18 protein-coding genes are annotated in these 20,011 nt (G+C 38.6%); 16 read left to right on the top strand and 2 right to left on the bottom strand.

Going from position 1 to position 20,011, the window contains the following annotated elements; all coding sequences use genetic code 11:
* Nucleotides 1-60 precede the first annotated feature (60 nt).
* The 10 genes from ACFW0C_RS00350 (at nt 61) to ACFW0C_RS00395 (ending at nt 10,430) form a co-directional block, all read left to right on the top strand.
* Complete coding sequence (locus tag ACFW0C_RS00350) at nt 61-1,281, top strand: phosphoglycerate dehydrogenase (RefSeq protein ID WP_378104373.1); 1,221 nt, start codon at nt 61-63, stop codon at nt 1,279-1,281.
* A gap of 132 nt (nt 1,282-1,413) precedes the next feature.
* Nucleotides 1,414-2,298 (top strand): ROK family protein, encoded by an 885-nt coding sequence (locus ACFW0C_RS00355; RefSeq protein ID WP_378104374.1) that lies wholly within the window; start codon nt 1,414-1,416, stop codon nt 2,296-2,298.
* Nucleotides 2,299-2,514: 216 nt separating this feature from the next.
* Nucleotides 2,515-5,310: a cation-translocating P-type ATPase gene (locus ACFW0C_RS00360; protein WP_378104376.1), complete on the top strand. Its 2,796-nt coding sequence runs from the start codon at nt 2,515-2,517 to the stop codon at nt 5,308-5,310.
* Nucleotides 5,311-5,521: 211 nt separating this feature from the next.
* On the top strand, nt 5,522-5,884 hold the full coding sequence (locus ACFW0C_RS00365) for a putative DNA-binding protein (protein ID WP_378104378.1): 363 nt from the start codon (nt 5,522-5,524) through the stop codon (nt 5,882-5,884).
* A 71-nt stretch (nt 5,885-5,955) separates the two neighbouring features.
* A complete protein-coding gene (gene ffh / locus ACFW0C_RS00370; protein WP_338191512.1) occupies nt 5,956-7,413 on the top strand; it encodes a signal recognition particle protein in 1,458 nt (485 codons plus the stop codon).
* Nucleotides 7,414-7,563: 150 nt separating this feature from the next.
* Nucleotides 7,564-7,851 carry a 30S ribosomal protein S16 gene (gene rpsP, locus ACFW0C_RS00375; protein ID WP_004262395.1) on the top strand — a complete coding sequence of 96 codons (288 nt, stop codon included), beginning with the start codon at nt 7,564-7,566 and terminating at the stop codon, nt 7,849-7,851.
* A 20-nt stretch (nt 7,852-7,871) separates the two neighbouring features.
* Complete coding sequence (locus ACFW0C_RS00380; protein ID WP_193756674.1) at nt 7,872-8,117, top strand: KH domain-containing protein; 246 nt, start codon at nt 7,872-7,874, stop codon at nt 8,115-8,117.
* A 444-nt stretch (nt 8,118-8,561) separates the two neighbouring features.
* Nucleotides 8,562-9,137: a ribosome maturation factor RimM gene (rimM, locus tag ACFW0C_RS00385; RefSeq protein ID WP_378104380.1), complete on the top strand. Its 576-nt coding sequence runs from the start codon at nt 8,562-8,564 to the stop codon at nt 9,135-9,137.
* Entirely contained in the window at nt 9,137-9,874 is a 738-nt protein-coding gene (gene trmD / locus ACFW0C_RS00390; RefSeq protein ID WP_378104383.1) for a tRNA (guanosine(37)-N1)-methyltransferase TrmD, read from the top strand. Before rimM ends, trmD begins: the two co-directional genes overlap by 1 nt.
* 118 nt (nt 9,875-9,992) lie before the next feature.
* On the top strand, nt 9,993-10,430 hold the full coding sequence (locus tag ACFW0C_RS00395) for a DUF2188 domain-containing protein (RefSeq protein WP_378104385.1): 438 nt from the start codon (nt 9,993-9,995) through the stop codon (nt 10,428-10,430).
* Nucleotides 10,431-10,500: 70 nt separating this feature from the next.
* On the opposite strand, the gene ACFW0C_RS00400 is transcribed toward ACFW0C_RS00395, so the two are convergent.
* On the bottom strand, nt 10,501-12,009 hold the full coding sequence (locus ACFW0C_RS00400) for a pyruvate kinase (protein WP_378104387.1): 1,509 nt from the start codon (nt 12,007-12,009) through the stop codon (nt 10,501-10,503).
* Between the two features lie 352 nt (nt 12,010-12,361).
* Here ACFW0C_RS00400 and rplS point away from each other — a divergent pair, with 352 nt between their 5' ends.
* The 6 genes from rplS (at nt 12,362) to ACFW0C_RS00430 (ending at nt 18,189) form a co-directional block, all read left to right on the top strand.
* Entirely contained in the window at nt 12,362-12,718 is a 357-nt protein-coding gene (gene rplS / locus ACFW0C_RS00405; RefSeq protein WP_004262406.1) for a 50S ribosomal protein L19, read from the top strand.
* 146 nt (nt 12,719-12,864) lie between these two features.
* On the top strand, nt 12,865-14,145 hold the full coding sequence (locus ACFW0C_RS00410; protein ID WP_378104389.1) for a ClC family H(+)/Cl(-) exchange transporter: 1,281 nt from the start codon (nt 12,865-12,867) through the stop codon (nt 14,143-14,145).
* A 23-nt stretch (nt 14,146-14,168) separates the two neighbouring features.
* Complete coding sequence (locus ACFW0C_RS00415) at nt 14,169-14,663, top strand: GNAT family N-acetyltransferase (protein ID WP_378104391.1); 495 nt, start codon at nt 14,169-14,171, stop codon at nt 14,661-14,663.
* Between the two features lie 538 nt (nt 14,664-15,201).
* The gene (locus ACFW0C_RS00420; RefSeq protein ID WP_378104392.1) at nt 15,202-15,552 is read left to right on the top strand and encodes a hypothetical protein; all 351 of its coding nucleotides are present in this window, start codon (nt 15,202-15,204) and stop codon (nt 15,550-15,552) included.
* A gap of 599 nt (nt 15,553-16,151) precedes the next feature.
* Nucleotides 16,152-17,804 carry a DUF6119 family protein gene (locus ACFW0C_RS00425; protein WP_378104393.1) on the top strand — a complete coding sequence of 551 codons (1,653 nt, stop codon included), beginning with the start codon at nt 16,152-16,154 and terminating at the stop codon, nt 17,802-17,804.
* Between the two features lie 280 nt (nt 17,805-18,084).
* Nucleotides 18,085-18,189: an IS3 family transposase gene (locus ACFW0C_RS00430; protein WP_378104724.1), complete on the top strand. Its 105-nt coding sequence runs from the start codon at nt 18,085-18,087 to the stop codon at nt 18,187-18,189.
* A 285-nt stretch (nt 18,190-18,474) separates the two neighbouring features.
* Here ACFW0C_RS00430 and ACFW0C_RS00435 read toward each other — a convergent pair whose 3' ends face one another.
* Nucleotides 18,475-19,890: an aldehyde dehydrogenase family protein gene (locus tag ACFW0C_RS00435; RefSeq protein ID WP_378104394.1), complete on the bottom strand. Its 1,416-nt coding sequence runs from the start codon at nt 19,888-19,890 to the stop codon at nt 18,475-18,477.
* Between the last annotated feature and the right edge of the window lie 121 nt (nt 19,891-20,011).

Genomic DNA, 20,011 nt, shown 5'->3' on the forward strand with positions numbered 1-20,011 from the left:
TCAACCGACATGTAACCGGATGTTGTGCCCACTTTAAAGTATGGAGGAATTATTTAACAAATGGAATTAAAGGATAAAGTTTATCAATTAACGACTTATAATGCGATTGCTGCAGAGGGTATGGAACGTTTTGAACGAGCAAAATATGCCATTAATGAAAATGATGATCCGGATGCATTAATTTTGCGTTCAAAAAATCTGCATGATATGACATTTAACGATTCATTAAAAGCGATTGCGCGAGCTGGTGCGGGTACAAATAATATCCCAACTGAGCGTGCTACTGAAGCAGGAATTGTTGTTTTCAATACCCCTGGTGCGAATGCGAATGCGGTTAAAGAGTTAGTGCTAGCTAATTTATTATTATCTGTTCGTCCTATTCTACAAGGACATGAATGGATACAAAATTACAAGTTTGGTCCAGGTGATGATGTAGAAGCAATTGTTGAAGCAAACAAGAAACAATTTGCGGGTAATGAGTTAGAAGGTAAGAAGTTAGGTGTTGTCGGACTAGGTGCAATTGGTGCTATGATTGCTAACGATGCTTACCGTTTAGGAATTGAAGTGTACGGTTATGATCCATATGTGTCTGTAGATACTGCTTGGAGTATTTCTCGTCGTGTGAACCGTGTGATGGAATTAGATGACCTATTGAAAATCTGTGACTTTATTACAGTTCACGTACCTTTAATGGATTCAACGCGTGGTATGATTGGCGAACGTGAGTTGGCTATGATGAAAGAGGATGCGCAGTTATATAACTTCGCCCGTGGCCCTATTGTTGATAAGGACGCAGTCTTAAAAGCAGTCAACGAAAACCGTATTGGTGGCTATACAACAGATTTTGCGGATGCTGATTTATTGCACCATGAAAAAATCCGTGTCTTACCACATTTAGGTGCCTCTACTGAGGAAGCTGAAATCAATTGCGCTCGTATGGCAGCTGGAAACCTAAAACGCTTCTTGAATACAGGGGATATTATCAATTCAGTGAACTTCCCATCTGTACAAATGAGCTTTAATTCACCAGTGCGTATCACCATTATCAACCGTAACATTCCAAACATGATTGGTAAGATTTCAACCTTTGTTGCGGAACAAGGAATGAATATCGCCAACATGGTGAACCGTGGTCGTGGTGACTTTGCTTATACAATAGTTGACTTAGAGGAATTAGATTATGAGAAAGTTGAGCGTTTAGTCGCAAAATTAGAGGAGATTCCAGATATTATCCGTGTTCGAGCAATTGAACATCCTGGTCAATTCTTTGAAGAAGTATAAATCACCAAGTAGATCATATAGCTAAAATAAATTTGTAGAGAGGTAGCCACAAAAGTGTCAGCCTCTCTTTTTATAATAATAGTAAGTATTGTATAATATGAGAAAAGAATACAACAATGGAGGCAATTAATCATGACAAGAGATTTATTATATGGTGGTATCGAAGCTGGTGGGACAAAATTTATCTGTGCGGTTTCTGACGCCGACTTGAATATTATCGACCAAGTGCGTATTGATACAACAGTCCCTGAAGAAACTATGGGTGAGTTGAAAGCATTCTTTGACCAATATGAAGTGGAAAGTTTCGGTATTTCATCTTTTGGGCCAATCGACATCAATCATGACTCGCCAACTTATGGTTATATCACCTCAACGCCTAAATTACCTTGGCAAAATTATGATTTTGTAGGGCAAATGAAAACTTGGTTTGGCGACAAGCCGATTGCTTGGACAACGGATGTAAATGGCGCGTCACTTGCTGAAAACACGATGGGTGCAGCTGAGGGTGCTAACTCTTGTCTTTATTTGACGATTGGGACTGGTGTTGGTGGTGGTTTCTCTATCAACGGGGAAATTTACCATGCACATAGTCATCCGGAAATGGGCCATATTAAAGTTGCTCAAGACCCTCATGACCACTTTGAAGGGGCTTGTCCATTCCATGGCAATTGTATTGAAGGACTTGTGTCAGGGCCTGCCATTGAAAAGAGAACAGGTATTAAAGGAGCAGACTTACCCTCTGATCATGAAGTATGGGATTATGTTGCGGACTATTTAGGGCAAGCCATTGCCAATTATACTTTAACTTTAGCACCAGAACGCGTCGTACTAGGTGGTGGCGTGATGCATCAAGACCAACTGCTAGATAAAGTTCGTCTACAAGTAGAAAAAGCGCTTGCTAATTATGTTGAATTGCCAGCATTGCCAGATTATATCCAGTTACCTAAGCTAGGTGATAATGCGGGGATTACTGGTTCGCTGCTATTAGCGAAACGCGCTTTAAAAGATGTAAAATAGGGTGAGCTAGTGACCAGTTCGGCTATTTCAGTCAGGTGTAATATAAAAGGTTGGAAGTTATCTTCCAGCCTTTTTTGATAGAAAGAATTTATGTTTGAGATGAGCAATGGCTAAAAATCGCATCTTCGCAAGTTGTATCATTTTTAATGAATAAAATATTATGTTAACATATTATGTAAATAGAGCTGAACGTTCTATTAAAGAAAGGAAGAGGCGATGAGCAAAAACATTTATCAAAAAAAGTTACAAGAGGTCATTGATGAATTAGAAACATCGAATACTGAAGGATTGAATGACCAGGAAGTTTCTAAGCGTTTAGAAACTTATGGGGAAAATAAGTTACAAGAATCGGATAGTAAGTCTAAGTGGGAGATCCTATTAGATAATTTAAATAATATTATCGTTTATTTACTAGCCGTCGCAGCCATAATTTCAATTGCAATGGGCGATTGGATTGAAGCTATAGCCGTGATGCTGGCCGTTTTAATTTCGGTGCTGACTGGATATTTTGTAGAAACTAAAGCGCAAAAGTCTGTGGAAGCCTTGCAGGATATGGTCAATACTAGTGTACATGTGATCCGAAACGGGGAAGAAGTGGAGATTGATTCATCTCAATTAGTCCCAGGTGATGTGATGGTTCTTGGTGAAGGAGACGCGATTGCTGCAGATGGTCGTTTATTAACGAGCAACAATTTTGCAGTCATGGAAGCGTCATTGACCGGTGAATCTGAAGCTGTGGACAAGGACCCGGATGCGACTTACGATGAAGAAGAGTCGATTGGTGACCGGTTGAACATGGTATTCTCAGGTACGGCTGTGACCCGTGGTAAGGCGCAAGTGGTCGTGACTGGTACTGGAATGGAAACTGAAGTAGGCCGTATTTCTGAAATGATGACGGGTGAAAAGGACATGCAAACCCCGTTAGACAAAGAGGTTGACCAATTAGGTAAAGCCTTGATTGTCGTAGCTTTTATAGCAGCAGCTTTAGTAGTTGCTATTGGTTTATTCAACGGCAACCCAGCAAGTGAAATCTTACATATTGCAGTAATCCTTGCAGTAGCAGCAATCCCTGAAGCTATGCCAGCTGTTCAAACGATTACCTTATCCAATGGGATGCAGACGATGGCAAAGCACCAAGCTTTAGTAAAGTCACTTTCTGCAGTTGAAACCCTAGGTGCTACGTCGATCATAGCGTCAGATAAGACGGGTACGTTAACAGAAAACCAAATGATGGTTGAAAGTATCATCATTAAAAATGATATTCAATATGAAGTTTCAGGTTCAGGTTATACACCTGAAGGCGATATTACAAAAGATGATGAAAAGGCCACTTTTGATATTGATTCGATTGAAGATGTTGATGATTTAAGCGACAACAAGGCTGTCTTATTGAAATTGATTACGGATGGGTACTTATCATCTGATGCCCGTTTAATCGAACGTGATCAACTAGATGATGAAGAAGCAGCTGAATTAGAAAACGATGCTGGAGATGAAGATAATCAAGACCCATATACCATTAAAGGTGACCCAACAGATGGTGCCTTAACGGTATTAGGTCATAAAGTCGGTCTATCACCACAGTGGGAAAAAGACAACGACTACAAACTTGTCCAAGAAATTCCCTTTGATTCTGAGAAGAAATATATGGCAGCACTTTATCATTTTCCAAATGACATCCACCGCCTAATCGTAAAAGGTGCCATGGATGTGGTCCTAGATTTAGTGGCGACTGAAGACGGTGAAGAAGATTTCTGGCAAGAGAAGAATGAAATCCTGACAGCAGACGGTAACCGTGTAATTGCCTTGGCTTCATATACCATTAAAGACCAAGGGGAGGCGGATAAAGTCGCTGACGACATGGAAGCTTGGTTGGATAACAATACAGACAAGTTAACGATGGACGGATTATTCGGGATCATTGACCCGCCACGTCAAGACGTGAAAGATGCTATTGCCCAAACACAAGCGGCCGGTATCCAGGTGAAAATGATTACTGGAGACCACCCAAGAACGGCATCTGTTATTGCTCGCGATATTGGGATTGAAAACCATGAAAATACCATGACCGGTAAAGAATTGGATGCAATCCATGAGGATAAAGACTTTATCGATAAAATCCGCGATGTAGCAGTATTTGCCCGCGTATCACCAGAAAACAAGTTACAAATTGTCCGTGCCTTCCGAGATGAAGGGGACGTTGTGGCGATGACAGGTGACGGGGTTAACGATGCACCGGCCTTAAATGGTGCAGATATCGGTGTTGCCATGGGTATCCGTGGTACTGAAGTTGCCAAAGAAGCATCAGACATGATTTTAACGGATGACGCTTACGGTACGATTGTGGACGCGGTTCGTGAAGGACGTATTATTTTTGAAAATATCAAAAAATACATTTCCTTCTTATTCGCATGTAACATGGTAGAGATTATGGCGATCTTAACAACGATTGTCTTTATGTTACCAATGCCAATTCAACCACTACACATCTTATTCTTAAACCTATTAGTAGACATTGGCCCAGCGATTGCTTTAGCCTATGAAAAAGCAGAGGACAATGTCATGGAACATCCGCCAAGAAATCCAGAATCTGGTTTAGTGAATAAGACATTCTTAAGTCGGATTATCATCTCAGGTGTGATTATTGGACTAGGTGCCTTCGGGGTATTCTACCTATTCCATAATATCTTTGGTATGAGCTTAACTTATGCACAAACTGCGACATTTACTTACATGGCAATTGCGCAGTTGTTCCATATCTTAAACGTTCGTCGTTTATCAGGATTTGGTCTAGATAAGACCTTCTTCCAAAACAAACTACTATTAGCCGCAATGGCTTTCTCAGTAGTCCTACAATTGTTGGTTGTCTACGTACCATTCTTAAACAATGTATTTGGTACAGAGCCATTGACATTAGCTACTTGGGGTATTATCCTAGCTATCGTTCTAGTGGTGACTATTATTGTATACTTAGTGAAGAAATTAGCTGGGTTGAAAGATCCGGAAGCTTAACTATTTAGGCAAGTGCGTGATCGGGGGCTAAATTTAGCCTCCGATTTTTTAATATTGTGCATAAAGTCTATCAAATAACTGAAGTCAATCACCTGTAAAAACGACCAAAGGACTTGGGGCATATCGTTGATTCAATAGGTTTGATAGTGTATACTAAACACTTGTAAAGGAAAACTGCTTGACAAATTTTTGACAGATGGATGTGGCTTAGATGGAGATTCAAAAAACGAATGAGATGAATACCCTGTTGATTTTTTATGGGGATTTGTTGACTGAAAAACAACGTGTTTATATTGAATTGTACTATGCTGAGGATTTTTCGTTAGGGGAAATTGCTGAACATTTTGATGTGTCGAGACAGGCGGTTTATGATAACATTCGGCGGACTGAGAAGAGTTTGTTGAAGTATGAGAATCATTTGCATTTGGCGCGTGATTATTACGCCCGTGAAGCGGTAGGGGAAAAGATGGCTGCCTATGTAGCAAAAAACTACCCAGATGATACGCAACTAGCTGACTATATGAAGCAATTAATTGCGATCGATAACCGTGATGAAGCAAGTGAAGAATTTTAACAATTTCTGATTTAATAAATGTCCGAACTGAATGCTTAAGATGAATGAATAAATAAGGAGTGTTACCAAGAATGGCTTTCGAAAGTTTATCGGATAGGCTACAAGGCGCTGTCCAAACGATGGGTAAGAAGGGTAAAATTACCGAGGGCGATTTAAAAGAAATGATGCGTGAAGTGCGTTTGGCTTTACTAGAAGCTGACGTGAACTTTAAAGTCGTGAAAGACTTTGTGAAACGTGTCAATGAACGTGCGCTAAACAGTGAGGTATTGCAATCACTATCGCCAGCGCAACAAGTCGTGAAGATTGTTAACGACGAATTAACTGACTTAATGGGTGGAGAACACGAAGATATTCAATTTGCGACTGCACCACCAACCGTGATTATGATGGCTGGTCTTCAAGGTGCCGGGAAAACGACTACCGTTGGTAAGTTAGCGGCCTTCTTGAAGAAAAATGACCACAAGAAACCCTTGCTGGTAGCCGGCGATATTTACCGTCCAGCTGCTATCAACCAGTTACAAACAATTGGTCAACAATTGGATTTACCAGTCTTTACTCTAGGTGACCAAGTAAGTCCAGTTGAGATTGCGACTCAAGCGATTGAACATGCTAAAATGAATGGTCATGACCTAGTCTTCATCGATACGGCCGGTCGTCTACAAATTGACGAACGGTTAATGACGGAGTTAAAAGATATTAAAGCAGCCGTTAATCCGGATGAAATCTTATTAACGGTTGACTCAATGACTGGTCAAGAGGCTGCCAACGTGGCTAAGGCCTTTGACGAAGAGTTAGATATCACAGGGGTTGTCTTAACGAAACTAGACGGTGATACCCGTGGTGGTGCTGCACTATCTATCGTTTCTGTAACTGGTAAACCGATTAAATTTACGGGTACTGGTGAGAAATTAAACGAAATTGAGCGCTTCTACCCAGACCGTATGGCGAACCGAATTTTGGGTATGGGGGATATGTTAACCCTTATCGAGAAAGCCCAAGCTGAGTTTGATGAAAATGAAGCAGAAGCAATGGCCGCTAAGATGCGTGAAAATACCTACGACTTCAATGATTTCATTAAAAACATGGACCAGATGAATAAGATGGGTTCTATGAAAGATATCTTGAAGATGATTCCAGGTATGAATAAAATGGGGAATTTGGACGACTTAAATGTTGATCCAAAACAAATGGCGCAAACTAAAGCCATGATTCAATCCATGACTCCGTATGAGCGTGAAAATCCAGATTCGATCAACCAATCACGCCGACGTCGTATCGCTAAAGGTTCAGCGACTACACTACAAGAAGTCAACCGTTTAATTAAACAATTTAACGAGTCACGTAAATTGATGTCCGCAATGTCTAATGGTAACATGGGCGCTCTTCAAAACATGCTGGGCGGCATGGGCGGAGGTTTTGGCGGTGGTGGCTTCGGAGGCGGCGGTAACCGCAACAAGAACCGCGTCGCTGAATTGCAAGCTAAACAAATGGCCCGCAAGCTGAAAAAAGCTAAGAAAAAAGGGAAATAAGCCTTTTTTCAGAGATAGGGGAAAATATATTCGCCCTGTAAAGAGAAAATACTTTACAAGCTGACAAAAACTTGTTATCATATTTACTTGTGATGAGCTTTTAAGGCTTTAAATATATAAAAACACTTAATTTTTAGGAGGAACTTACTCATGGCAGTAAAAATTCGTTTAAAACGTATGGGATCTAAACGTAACCCATTCTACCGTATCGTTGCAGCAGACGCACGTTCACCACGTGATGGTCGTATCATTGAAAAAATTGGTACTTACAACCCAACTACTCAACCAGAAACTATTGAGTTAGATGAAGAATTAGCTTTAAAATGGTTAAAAGATGGTGCGCAACCAACTGATACAGTTCGTGACATTTTATCTCGTCAAGGCGTGATGAAAAAACACCACGAAAACAAATTAGAAGCTAAAGCAGCTAATAAATAAGCGTAAACACTATGAATGATATGCCAAATATTGAAGATTTATTGTTAACAATTGTGAAACCATTGGTGAATCATCCTGATGAAATCCAATTGCACATTGTTGATGGAGATGAATTTTTAGAATACCATTTGTTGCTACATCCTGATGATGTAGGCCGGGTGATTGGCAAGGGTGGCCGCGTTGCAAACGCAATCCGTACAATTATCTATTCAGTTCGAGTTGAAGGACCAAAGAGAATTCGCTTGGTAATTGATAGAGAAAATTAAACAGGGTGTAAGAGTCGACGTTCAGAAAGAAAACCTTGGAAGATTAGAGCAGTAGCTGACGAAGTCAGTTACAATCTAATCTGAAACGCAGTTCTTTCTGGAGACTCGAACCCGACTAAACAGGGTGCGATAATAGCGCTCATCTTATAATTGGGTTTATACGAAGTTTGTAACAAAGCAATCCGCTTTAAGAGGGCGTAGACAAAAATGTCTGCGTCTTTTTTGTATTTTTTAGGTGATTTTTACTGATACCGTTTGTTAGTAGTATTTCATGTATTTACTGTGTTATCTTGGTTTTTAAGGTGCATTCATGTAAAATAAGACTGACGTTCGACCGTGATAATTTTTTAGTTACAGTGGTCGCTAGAAATGTGAGGTGTGTCCTTTTCTAATAAGTGGTTTGAATGTTGGAAGATAGGCACATAAGAAGGGAAGGCAATAGATATGGTAAAGATTGAAGGCATGGCTGAAGAGCAGTATTATTTGGTCGGGAAAATCGTGAATACGCAAGCTTTACGCGGGGAAGTGCGTGTGATGGCGACAACAGATTTCCCGGAAGAACGCTTTAGAATTGGTGCGACTTTGGCGATTTTTAATGGTAATAAATTGGTGGAGACTGTTGAAGTGGATGGTCACCGTCTGCATAAGAATTTCAATTTGTTGCATTTTAAGGGCAAGGACAATATTAATGATGTAGAAAAATTCAAAGGCTTTGATTTGAAGGTTGCGGGCACTGAGCGCGAGGCGGACGAATTGGATGAGAATGAGTTTTATTATGATGATATTATTGGTCTAGAAGTCTATACGACTGATGAGACTTATCTAGGCAAGGTCCGTGAGATTACGTCACTACCGTCGAACGATGTTTGGGCTATTCAGCGTCCAAATAAGGGGAAAGATATTTTGATTCCTTATATTGAAGATATTGTATTAGAGATTGATTTGGATGCTAACCGAGTGGTGATTGACCCAATGGAAGGTCTGATTGATGATGTGGACGCGGAAAAGGGTGACGCCTAATGCAGATTGATGTATTAAGCCTTTTTCCCGAGATGTTTGAAGGTCCAATGAACACGTCGATTATCGGGAAGGCCCAGGAAAAAGGGGTTGCCAATATTGATGTGACGGACTTTCGTAAGTTTGCAGTAAATAAACACGGACATGTGGATGATTACCCATATGGCGGTGGTGCTGGGATGTTGCTACGGGTTGACCCCATCAATGATGCCTTAGAAGAAATTGAGGGTAAACATCCTAATACTAAAAAACGCGTGATTTTGATGGATCCAGCTGGTGAAACTTTTACGCAGAAACATGCGGAATCTTTCGCAGAAGACGATCATCTGATCTTTATTTGTGGTCATTATGAAGGCTATGACGAGCGGATTCGGTCATATGTGACGGATGAAATTTCAGTTGGGGACTATGTCCTGACTGGAGGCGAACTTGGCGCGATGATTGTGATTGACGCTACTGTCCGCTTGCTTGAAGATGCTGTGGGGAACGAGCAATCGATTACGGGTGACTCCTTCTCGACTGGTTTGTTAGAGTATCCCCAATATACCCGCCCGGCTGAATATAAAGGCATGACCGTGCCAGATGTGTTGATGTCTGGTAACCATGCTAAGATTGCTGATTGGAAGGGGAAAGAATCCTTACGCCGGACCTATGAACGTCGGCCAGATATGTTAGAAAATTACCCATTAACAGATCAACAAGCTAAATGGCTAGAAGAAATTAAAGCAGAAACTGAGTAGGACTGATAAGAGTGGCCCATTGTGTGGACTACAGTTTCAAATTAGCTTAAGCAGGGATATTCTTTTGCTTCATCCACTATTCTTGATACAATATGAGTTAAGGATGGGGAGTGATTTTATGCCATGGAATATGCAAGATTATCCAGACAACTTAAAAAACTTCAATAAGGTTGAACGGAAAAAAATCATTGAGATTATGAATGCGATGGAAGCTGCAGGTTATAAAGAGGCAGATTTAATACCCATTGCAATCCAGCAAGGTAAAGAATGGTACCAAAATGCTTCTGATAAAGAAATTTCGGAAGTTAAACAGGCAACCAATCCCAAAAAGAGTGATAAGCATGATACTGAATCAGCCAATCCTGATTTGATGGATGAGGACGTTCAAGTGAAGTTTGATCACGAGAATGCGCAATGGCAAGTAATTACCGTGAAGGCAAAGCGTGCTGCGGATACTTTTGATGTAAAAGAGGATGCCATAAAGCGGGCTAAGGAAATTGCTGACAACAAGGGGACAAAAGTCATTACCTATACTAAAGATGGTAAGCGACAATAACAATCAAAATATTGTAGTTAGCCATTATAAAAACACCTACCTTTAGGATATTAGAGGTAGGTGTTTATTTTTATTCGAAAATGGTATTGGCGACGTTCAATTGCTTCATTAAGGCTGTCTTTTTGAATTGGTGTTCATCGATGTCTTCTAAAATTGACCGTAAGAGGTCAATCCCTTCGAGGATATGTTCACCTTTATTTAACATGACACATTCAGCTCGTGAACCCATAGATACATCCGAAATTTCAGCACGTGAAGGTACGCCTGATTTTACCAAGGACTCAAGGACCTGGGTGGCCCAAATCACAGGAATTTGCGCAGCCTCGCAGAACCAAAGAATTTCTTCTTGAACAACTGATAGCCGGAGATAGCCAACTTCTACAGCTAAGTCTCCTCTAGCGATCATAATGCCTGTTGGTCGGTAGCGGTTTGCTTCGATAATGATATTGATGAGGTTCTCAAAACCAGAGACAGTTTCTAATTTGATCGTCGCTAATTTGTCTTGGTCATTGGTTACTTTGTCAGCCATGACTTGGTTGATGTGACGGACGTCTTCTAAGTTATGAACGAAAGAGAAGCCAATCACATCAGCAGCTTCTTTAGAAAAAGCCAAATCATCGATATCTTTATCGGTTAATACAGGGATGTTTAACTCACGATCAGGGAAGTTGATGCCTTTCGTGGCTTTCACTTTCTTACCGTTTGATGCCATTTGGGTGATGCGAATTTTGACTCCTTCAGGATAAGTCTTTTGAACTTTACCTATAATTTTACCATCATCAAGTGACACTGCCTCATCAACCTTTAAATCTTGAATAATTTCTGGAATTGGACAGGATAAGACAATTTCACTATCATAAAAATCTTTTAATACCGTATCACTTGTGAGGAAAAAACTATCCCCCTCATAAAGCTTGGGATTTTGTAGGGTGGTATAGATGGCTTGAATACGTACTTTAGGACCAGCAATGTCGGTAAAAATTTTAATGTCGCGGTCGTATTTTTTGCCAGCTTGATGAATATTTTCAACCATTTTTCGCCAAGTAGCTACATCATCATGGGCGCAGTTAATACGGGCTACGTCTAAACCAGCCTCTACCATGCGATCAACGAGGTCTTGGTCAGTAGCGGCCTCATTGGGCATAGTCACCATTATACGGGAATAACGATCCTCAGCACCTGGGCCAAAGAAATCATTGGTGAGTTGGTCAAGTGTAGACCCATGTCCTTGACTGGTTTTCGTCATATGTTCAGGAAAATCAACTGCAGGCATGTTCGCGCTTTTTGCTAAGTGATAAGCGACTAAATCAAGGGTAGATAACACATGTCCTTCGAGCCGACCGAGTGAAGAAAGACCAAGATTTCCCAATTTTAATTGTAGGTTGCGAATATCACGGCGACGAAGCGCAACATAATAGGCAAAATTTAAGGCTGCTTCTTTAAAATCATCACGGAGGGTGGAAGGATCCCAGGATGCATAAATTTGTTGGCCATCCTTATAGACATTTTTACGTAAGTGGGATACTTCTAAATATAAATCTTTGTAAATGTTGTTTATTTCTTGTTTGTCGTTTGTCATCGCTACATCTCCTTTGTAGATATTTGTAACCGTTTCCTTCTCATTTATTATTGTAACGTGAACCAGAGCAACTAACAAATATTTGTATAGTGTGATGGGGGTGTTTTATTGAAGTGATGCCTATTGAGCTTACTTAGTCTGAGGATGCTAGTTTAGCATAAAGCACATGAGTGATCGCAACCGCTTATTTCAAATAGAACTGCCACTATTTATAACAAGAAACTTTCAACTTTCTATTTACAATAAGTAATAAATTTGATACACTATTAAAGGTGTTGTTTCAACACATACTTTATGATATTCCGCTGTGGCAAAATTGCCATATGAGTGTTGTTGGAAGGAGAGAATCTACATGAGTAATTTAATTGATCAAATCACTTCAGAACAACTACGTAACGATGTACCTGACTTCCGTCCTGGTGACACTGTTCGTGTACACGCGAAAGTTGTTGAGGGTGAACGTGAACGTATCCAGTTATTTGACGGTGTTGTTATCCAACGTCGTGGTGCTGGTATCAGCGAAACTTACACAGTTCGTAAAATTTCTAACGGTGTTGGTGTTGAACGTACTTTCCCAGTACACACGCCACGCGTAGCTAAAATTGAAGTATTACGTGAAGGTAAAGTTCGTCGTGCTAAATTGTTCTACTTACGTGACTTACATGGTAAAGCTGCACGTATTCCAGAACGTCGCCGTAAACAAAAATAATGCTACCACAGTAGCTATACAGAAAATCCCTACTGAGTTGTCTTGGTGGGGATTTTTTTGTGCAGATATTTAAATGAAGATTTAAAGGCAAGAAAGTTTGGCATGAATCAGGGCGTTTTGAGGCGTATAATAGATTAGGAGAAAGGATGATGCAGCGTATGGACGAAGGACGGTTGAACCATCGTTTAGGTCTATTGTCAGTTGTAACAGGTATTATCGTAGGAATTGTGGTGTCGGAATTTCGACTGGCTATTCCAGCAATCATGCATGTGGTTGAAAGTATTTTGGTTTGGGGGCAGACATCCATTTGGCACAGTATCGGCTTTGTTTTGATGTTTGCGGTTATTGGCTGCATTGTGGCTTGGACAGCTAAGCAGGAACCTATGATTGGTGGGTCTGGTATTCCACAAATTGCCGGGAAATTAAGCGGTAAACTCAATTTTCCATGGACATCGGTCTTATTTTATAAATTATTAGGTGGTTTATTGGCTATCGGATCAGGGTTGACGCTTGGACGTGAAGGACCATCCGTTCAGATTGGGGCGGCAATCGGTCAAGGGGTGGCTGAAGTCACTAAAACCCCAGCAAAATCGGGTAAATACTTGATTGTTGGGGCTGCAGGCGCCGGTTTAGCGACAGCTTTTAATGCCCCTGTTTCAGGTATTGTTTTCTGCTTAGAGGAATTATTGAAGAAGGTCACCCGTCGTGGTTTCTTGTCTGCCACTTTAACAATTATTACAGCATCTTTAGTATCGATAGCTCTTATTGGAGATGATGCTGCTATCACTATACCTCAAGCTTTACACGTTAAAATAGCTACTTATCCGTATTTAATTATTTTAGGGGTATTGCTTGGTTTATCGGGCGTTCTTTTCAACAAAGTAATCATGTGGTCCAAAGCTTTATATAGCCAATGGACTGCCCCTACCTTTTGGAAAATGGTTTTTCCCTTTGTGCTAACGGCACTTGTACTTTTGATAGATGTGCGGTTAATCGGGTCGGGTGAAGAATTGATTTTGCTACCATTTTTAGATAATCCGGGCTTGTTGACTTTGCTCTATCTGTTCCTGGCAAAACTAGTTCTGCTCGGTGTGGCATTCGGATCAGGTATACCTGGGGGCATCTTTTTCCCATTGTTATCACTTGGGGCTTTAGTAGGGAATTTCTATGCAAGTGGCTTACATGCTTTAGGTTTAGTGGATGTTTATACGATTACTGTCTTTACGGTGATTGCTATGGCCGCACACTTCGCAGCTATTGTGCGGGCGCCATTGACGGGAATATTCTTGATACTTGAAATGACGGGCGGGTCGATTCAATACCTGCTACCAATTGCCATCGTGACTTATATTGCTTACTTTATAGCTGAAATCTGCCAATCAAAACCGGTGTATGAATCATTGTTGGGGTTGATGGTGAAAGCGTAGAATGAGCCTATAGGAGGGAAAATATGCAGATAAATTCTAGGCAAGCAGCATTAAATGATTTAGACCGTATTATGGTCATTGAAGAGAGCGGTTTTACTCCTGAGGAAGCAGCGAGTCGAGAAGCTATGGCTGAGCGGCTAGCGGTCATTCCAGATACTTTTATACTGGCGATAGACCAGGAAGGGACAATATTGGGTTATGTTGTGGGTCCGGTGATTAAGGACCGGTATTTACGTGATGACTTGTTTGAGAAAACGGTAGCCAATCCGGCAGTTGGTGGCTATGTGGGTGTGTTGAGTCTGGTGGTGGATCCCGCATTTCACGGTCAAGGCATTGCCAGTAAGTTGTTGGATGAACTGGCAGATCGTGCGAAAAAGAGCGGCCGAGTTGGCATTAGCTTGACTTGTTTAGAGGGATTAATTCCTTTTTACGAGCGGAATGGCTATGTGAATGAAGGTATTTCGGATTCAACCCATGCCGGTGAAACATGGTACAACATGGTTTTGCATTTGAAATAGCTATGATAAAAACCTTGATTAAGGCGTCTGATTGATAGGATCGATCGGGCGTCTTTTTTGATGTGAAAAATTAAGCTATACTTGATAAGGTATATCTTTTTACGATAGACTAGAGGTAAGAAGTAGTTTTAACGATTAAATAAAAAATAGAAATGTTTGTTTTGGGGGGTAAAAATGAATAAACAATTACTATGGTCGCTCAATTTATTAGGCATATTGGGGTATGTGGTACTATCAATTGTTTTGCCATGGTCTCTAATTGTTAGAGTGTATCTATTTATATTGGTTTGTTCTTTCTACTACACAATTGATCAAATTAGTAAATTATTAAATACGAGACGAGGTTGGATAAGAGGGATCTTGCTAGGTTTATCTATAGTACTTTTTAGTCAAACTTTTTGGAGTGAAAGCAATCAGGTAGCAATCTACTTAATGTTGTTCATCATTTTTTGTACAGTAACTTACGCCTTGTTTTTCAAAAGTGAAGCGAGTTGAGATAAATCGTTTTAAGAATAAGCTGTTCAGTGAGAGGGATATAATGATTGTTGGAAAATTTGTTAAAAATAGTATATGGGTAGCGCTTCTAATCTATATTGGTGTTGTATTTATTTTTCCAGATAATAGAGCATTAGAAGATGCCATGCATAGACTGTTTACCGTTACTATTTTAATATATGGTTTCTTTATCGATAGAGAAGAAGATGATATCTTTAATCATACAATTTCAAGAATTTTGATAGGCATTCTGCTTGTATTCTTTATAGCCACTGCTATATTTGCCCCTTATAATCAGCAACTAAACAAAATTTCTGCTATCGCACTATTTACAGTGATTCTCACTATGTTGATTATTTATTACATAAGGAAGTATCTGATAAAAAGAACGTAATCTTTTTGACAATTATGGGAAGTGTTGTTTGAAGAGGTGGCATTAGACATAGGAATTAGAAAGTACATTAATATTGCTGGTGTAGTAGCCATAATATTTTATCTGGCTACCTTTGTCGTTCCATATAACGGCCAAGTCTATCGCTTTTCTGTGATACTATTATTCATTTCCTTATTTGTAATAATTATTGTAGAGATAAGAAATCATGATTTTAATGCAAAATAATTTATTTATATTCAAGCTACCTACGGTTTAGAAGACTGTTGCTCTCTAAAGAAAGGAAACTTTGAAGATTTTGCGGGTAAAAGAGATAAAGAGGAAGTAAATTTTAGTATATATTTTTTGGAGCAGGTGAGTTTCTGCTCTTTTTTTTGGCAAACCGGAAGAAGTTTAACTAGTTAAATTTTGAATATTTTACTTTTCAAGCTATTGGAGGAATTTCTAATTAGTCTACTCCAGATATTGTACACTAGCCATTTTATATTTTTATAAAGTATGCTAACAATTTCCAATTTATATAAAAATAATATACGATTGATTATAGAAAGAGCGCAGGGGTTGAATTGAAACATTATACCATAAATATTGGGAGTGAAGATATGGCTAAAAGTAAAGAAAAATCACGGAGCATCTCTATTTTTCTACATAAGGAAAAAGTTAGAAGTATCTACAGTTGTTTGAAAGAGGATGAAGGTAATGTTTATGAGTACTCCGAAGATTTAAATAACGAGTTAGGTTTAGAAGGTAAAATATTTATTGGCAGAACAACTTCAGGAATGCAACCGGGATGGACAGAAGATTTAAATAAAATGTCTGATAAAGAAATAGTACTAGATCCCAATATTTCTAACAGGGCTGTGGTTATAATAAAATGTAACAATCGTTTTTTTAGTATAACGTTTGGGTATGGGCGTGGAATGTTAAATATGAATAGCGTTGTCAGAAATTTCGGGTTAAAAGTGGCAGTTAATGTTTTAGATGATGATAAATTATCCAAGCTATCGATGTTGGATGTAAGCGATGCATCGATGGTGAACAATACTGCTCAGCCGATTTCTCCACTAAATATAAATCAGATGAATATTGATTTAAACACAAATATTTTCAAATCGATTGCTGGTACACCCTTAAAGGATAATATAGGAACATCTGTAAATGGATCTGATTCTTTATTAATTAAAGGAAAAATTGACTTTAATAACATTAAATCATATCTTGAAGAATATTATACAATTTATTCTAGTAATGATTATCAAAAAAACGGCTTTGGTTGGATTGATAATATACAAATTGAAAAAGACAATGAAATCAAAGATAAATTAGATAAAAAGTTGATTGAAGCCATTCAAAGTGAATCAGATAAGGTAATTATTCAGCCAAATATTGAAGTAGAAATCGATTCGATTGAGGGGTATTATTTAACAGGTACTGGCGCGAAAACAGACGATATTATTTCTGATCCAATAAAGTATGATTATTATTTTAATAATGTAAAAGAATATATAAATAAAGGAAAGACAGATCCTGTTAAAAAGTTACATAACAATAAGATTTTTGTTAGATATTTAAACGAGGGGAAAGAAATTGTTAGTAGTGTTTATCATGGAATTATATTTGAAACAGTACTTAATAGTGAAAAATATGTCTTATATTCTGGGGATTGGTATGTGATTAATAGCGATTATTACGGTAGAATAATCAAAAATATTAAAGCCATACCACACGCTCAATTTAGTCTTCCGAAATTTAGATATCTCAAAGAAAAGAAAAATAACAAGATTAAAGAGCGAGAAGAAGATTATAATTCAAGAGTCAGTAATGCAAGTTATATTTTAATAGACCAGAAAAATTTCTATACGAATGTAAATAATAGCTCAATTGAACCATGTGACCTTTTTGGTTTAGAACCCAAGAGATTTATTCATGTGAAGGTTGGAACAGGATCATCCAATTTAAGCCATCTATTTAATCAAGCTTATGTTTCAGCTCAAACTTTTGCTTCTGATAGTTCTTTCAAATCGCACATTCAGAACTTATTACCTATAGGAAGTCCAGATATCATAGGTCCTAATAATCAAAATTCAGATTTTGAAATCGTGATTGCAATAGTTGATAAAGCAAGTAGAACAATTTACGAAGCAATCCCTTTTTTCTCAAAAGTTTCTTTAGATAATATTGCTAGAAGCATTCAAACCATGGGTTACCGTTTATCACTACTAAAAATTGATGTTGAAGTTGTGGATGAACTTTAGAAGATTTCACTAAAATAACTTCCGTGCAAATAGTTTTAGTGAATCTAGATACATAATTTTTATAAAAAAGACTATTGATTATTTTCCATATCATGGGAGGCACGAAGCAATTTTTGACTTACGACATCTGATTTGGGTACTTAACTTTAAAATGAAAGTAACTCCGAGATCTATAGTGTAATCATTAAATTAAAAAACGTTCAATTTATAAAAATATATAATAATCACGATTCTAATCTAAAATAGCGACATGTATTGCTGAAATTTATCTTTTTCTTTCATATGTGTAAGATCATATGAATTTTACAACAATCATCGTTATCAGAAGAAATTAAAAAAGATGACCCCGACTGCTTATCGGGATCATCTTTTGTGGGTAGTATAATGTTCTTTTTTATTTGTTCAGTTTATTGGTAGGGGTTCACATTGAATCACTCCCGCTCATGCTTTTTATAGTTATGTTATTTCGAATGGTATCATCTATTATTTGTTTTCAAGTAAATTATCGTAAAAAGTATATTATTCCATAATTATTGACATGATCTTCATCTGTTGCATATTCATTCTTCGTTATGACCAATTTTAAAGCCCTGATATTAGGTGGTGTAAACTACCTAATATCAGGGCTTTTTTGATAAACTAATATGAATTTTTCTTAATATGCTATTATTTAATCTTCTAAGAAAATCGCTTTTGTTTCTAAGTAGTCTTCAACACCGTATAGACCGTTTTCGCGACCTAATCCGGATTGTTTGTAGCCTCCAAATGGCGCAAGTGGGTTACGTTCTGATTTGTTTACGAAGATATTACCAGTTCGTAATTGCTTAGCTACTCTGTATGCATCTTCAGTAGGACCAACTACCGCACCTGAAAGACCGTAAATTGAGTCATTTGCGATTTCAATCGCTTCTTCTTCAGTATCATATGTGATGATAACAAGTACAGGTCCAAAAATTTCTTCTTGGGCAATCGTCATATCATTAGTGACATTTGTAAAGACAGTAGGGGTAACGAAGTGTCCTGTTTCTTGGGCTGGTTCTTTATCACCAACTAGGACAGTGGCACCTTCTGCTTTCCCTTTTTCAATATATTCGAGCACTGTATTCTTTTGATTAGCGGATACCATTGGCCCAACAAGCGTATTTGGATCAGCAGGATCACCGATAATGGCGTTGTTTTCATAGAAGGATTTTACTTCAGCTTCTACATCAGCTAATTCGTCTTTAGGCACTAATAGTCTTGTAAGTGCAGTACAAGTTTGCCCTTGGTTGTTTAAAATAGTGCCCATTGATTTTTTAACTGCAAAGGATAAATCGCCACCAGGTAAGTAAACTAACGCAGATTTACCACCCAGTTCAAGAATGATGTGTTTGATGCCTTTAGCAGCATTTTCGTATAGCCCTTGACCAACTTCAGTTGACCCAGTAAAGGAAACAACGGCGACATCTTCATGTTCTGCTAGATAGTTACCAGCACCACTACCACTTCCTAGGATTAGATTGAATACACCTTTTGGAAAGCTTACTTTTTCAGCTAATTCAAATAGTTTGACTGCAGTGAGTGGTGTATCAGATGCTGGTTTAACAACTACGGTATTCCCAGCTAATAAAGCAGGTGTGATTTTCCGTTGAATTTGATTTAACGGATAGTTCCAAGGTGTGATGGCAGCAACTACACCATAACCTTCTTTAATCACTTTAGTATTTCCAATTTCTTCCGTTAAATTGTAATCTTTAATGGCCTCAACTGTAGCTGACATTTCATCAATGGCTAAACCAACTTGTCCTGACTCGGAGAAGGTCTTGGCAGCACCAAATTCTTCGACAATAATGTCACGAATTTCATCTTTGTGGGCTTTGATTTCATCTAATAATTTTTCTACATAACGGGTTCTTTCTTCAAGAGATAGATTATTCCAAGCAGGAAAGGCGGTCTTAGCTGCTTCAACTGCTTGATCAACATCTTCATTTGCAGAGTATGCAACTTGGGCAAACGTTTCTTCAGTTGTCGGGTTTTCTACTTCTTTGTATTCATTATTGGTAGGGGCTGTCCACTCACCGTTAATGAAATTGTTATACTTTTTCATGAGAAATCCTCCTTAAAATCTTTTGCCTAACTATTTTATATGATAAAGGACATTGGAGTGGCTGGCTAGTGAAACGAATTGACGTTAGCTTGTTTTTGTTCGTAACCGGGGAGTTTGAAAG

The organism is Aerococcus sp. NPDC058936 (assembly GCF_042741995.1).
Taxonomy (GTDB): domain Bacteria; phylum Bacillota; class Bacilli; order Lactobacillales; family Aerococcaceae; genus Aerococcus.

Coding starts and splice junctions, on each gene's coding strand:
- ACFW0C_RS00380 (WP_193756674.1), top strand. CDS start 7,872: ATGCCAAATATTGAAGATTTATTGTTAACAATTGTGAAACCATTGGTG.
- ACFW0C_RS00420 (WP_378104392.1), top strand. CDS start 15,202: ATGATTGTTGGAAAATTTGTTAAAAATAGTATATGGGTAGCGCTTCTA.
- ACFW0C_RS00350 (WP_378104373.1), top strand. CDS start 61: ATGGAATTAAAGGATAAAGTTTATCAATTAACGACTTATAATGCGATT.
- ACFW0C_RS00400 (WP_378104387.1), bottom strand. CDS start 12,009: ATGACAAACGACAAACAAGAAATAAACAACATTTACAAAGATTTATAT.
- ACFW0C_RS00360 (WP_378104376.1), top strand. CDS start 2,515: ATGAGCAAAAACATTTATCAAAAAAAGTTACAAGAGGTCATTGATGAA.
- ACFW0C_RS00365 (WP_378104378.1), top strand. CDS start 5,522: ATGGAGATTCAAAAAACGAATGAGATGAATACCCTGTTGATTTTTTAT.
- rpsP (WP_004262395.1), top strand. CDS start 7,564: ATGGCAGTAAAAATTCGTTTAAAACGTATGGGATCTAAACGTAACCCA.
- trmD (WP_378104383.1), top strand. CDS start 9,137: ATGCAGATTGATGTATTAAGCCTTTTTCCCGAGATGTTTGAAGGTCCA.
- ACFW0C_RS00410 (WP_378104389.1), top strand. CDS start 12,865: ATGATGCAGCGTATGGACGAAGGACGGTTGAACCATCGTTTAGGTCTA.
- ACFW0C_RS00435 (WP_378104394.1), bottom strand. CDS start 19,890: ATGAAAAAGTATAACAATTTCATTAACGGTGAGTGGACAGCCCCTACC.
- ACFW0C_RS00415 (WP_378104391.1), top strand. CDS start 14,169: ATGCAGATAAATTCTAGGCAAGCAGCATTAAATGATTTAGACCGTATT.
- rplS (WP_004262406.1), top strand. CDS start 12,362: ATGAGTAATTTAATTGATCAAATCACTTCAGAACAACTACGTAACGAT.
- ffh (WP_338191512.1), top strand. CDS start 5,956: ATGGCTTTCGAAAGTTTATCGGATAGGCTACAAGGCGCTGTCCAAACG.
- ACFW0C_RS00395 (WP_378104385.1), top strand. CDS start 9,993: ATGCCATGGAATATGCAAGATTATCCAGACAACTTAAAAAACTTCAAT.
- ACFW0C_RS00355 (WP_378104374.1), top strand. CDS start 1,414: ATGACAAGAGATTTATTATATGGTGGTATCGAAGCTGGTGGGACAAAA.
- ACFW0C_RS00425 (WP_378104393.1), top strand. CDS start 16,152: ATGGCTAAAAGTAAAGAAAAATCACGGAGCATCTCTATTTTTCTACAT.
- rimM (WP_378104380.1), top strand. CDS start 8,562: ATGGTAAAGATTGAAGGCATGGCTGAAGAGCAGTATTATTTGGTCGGG.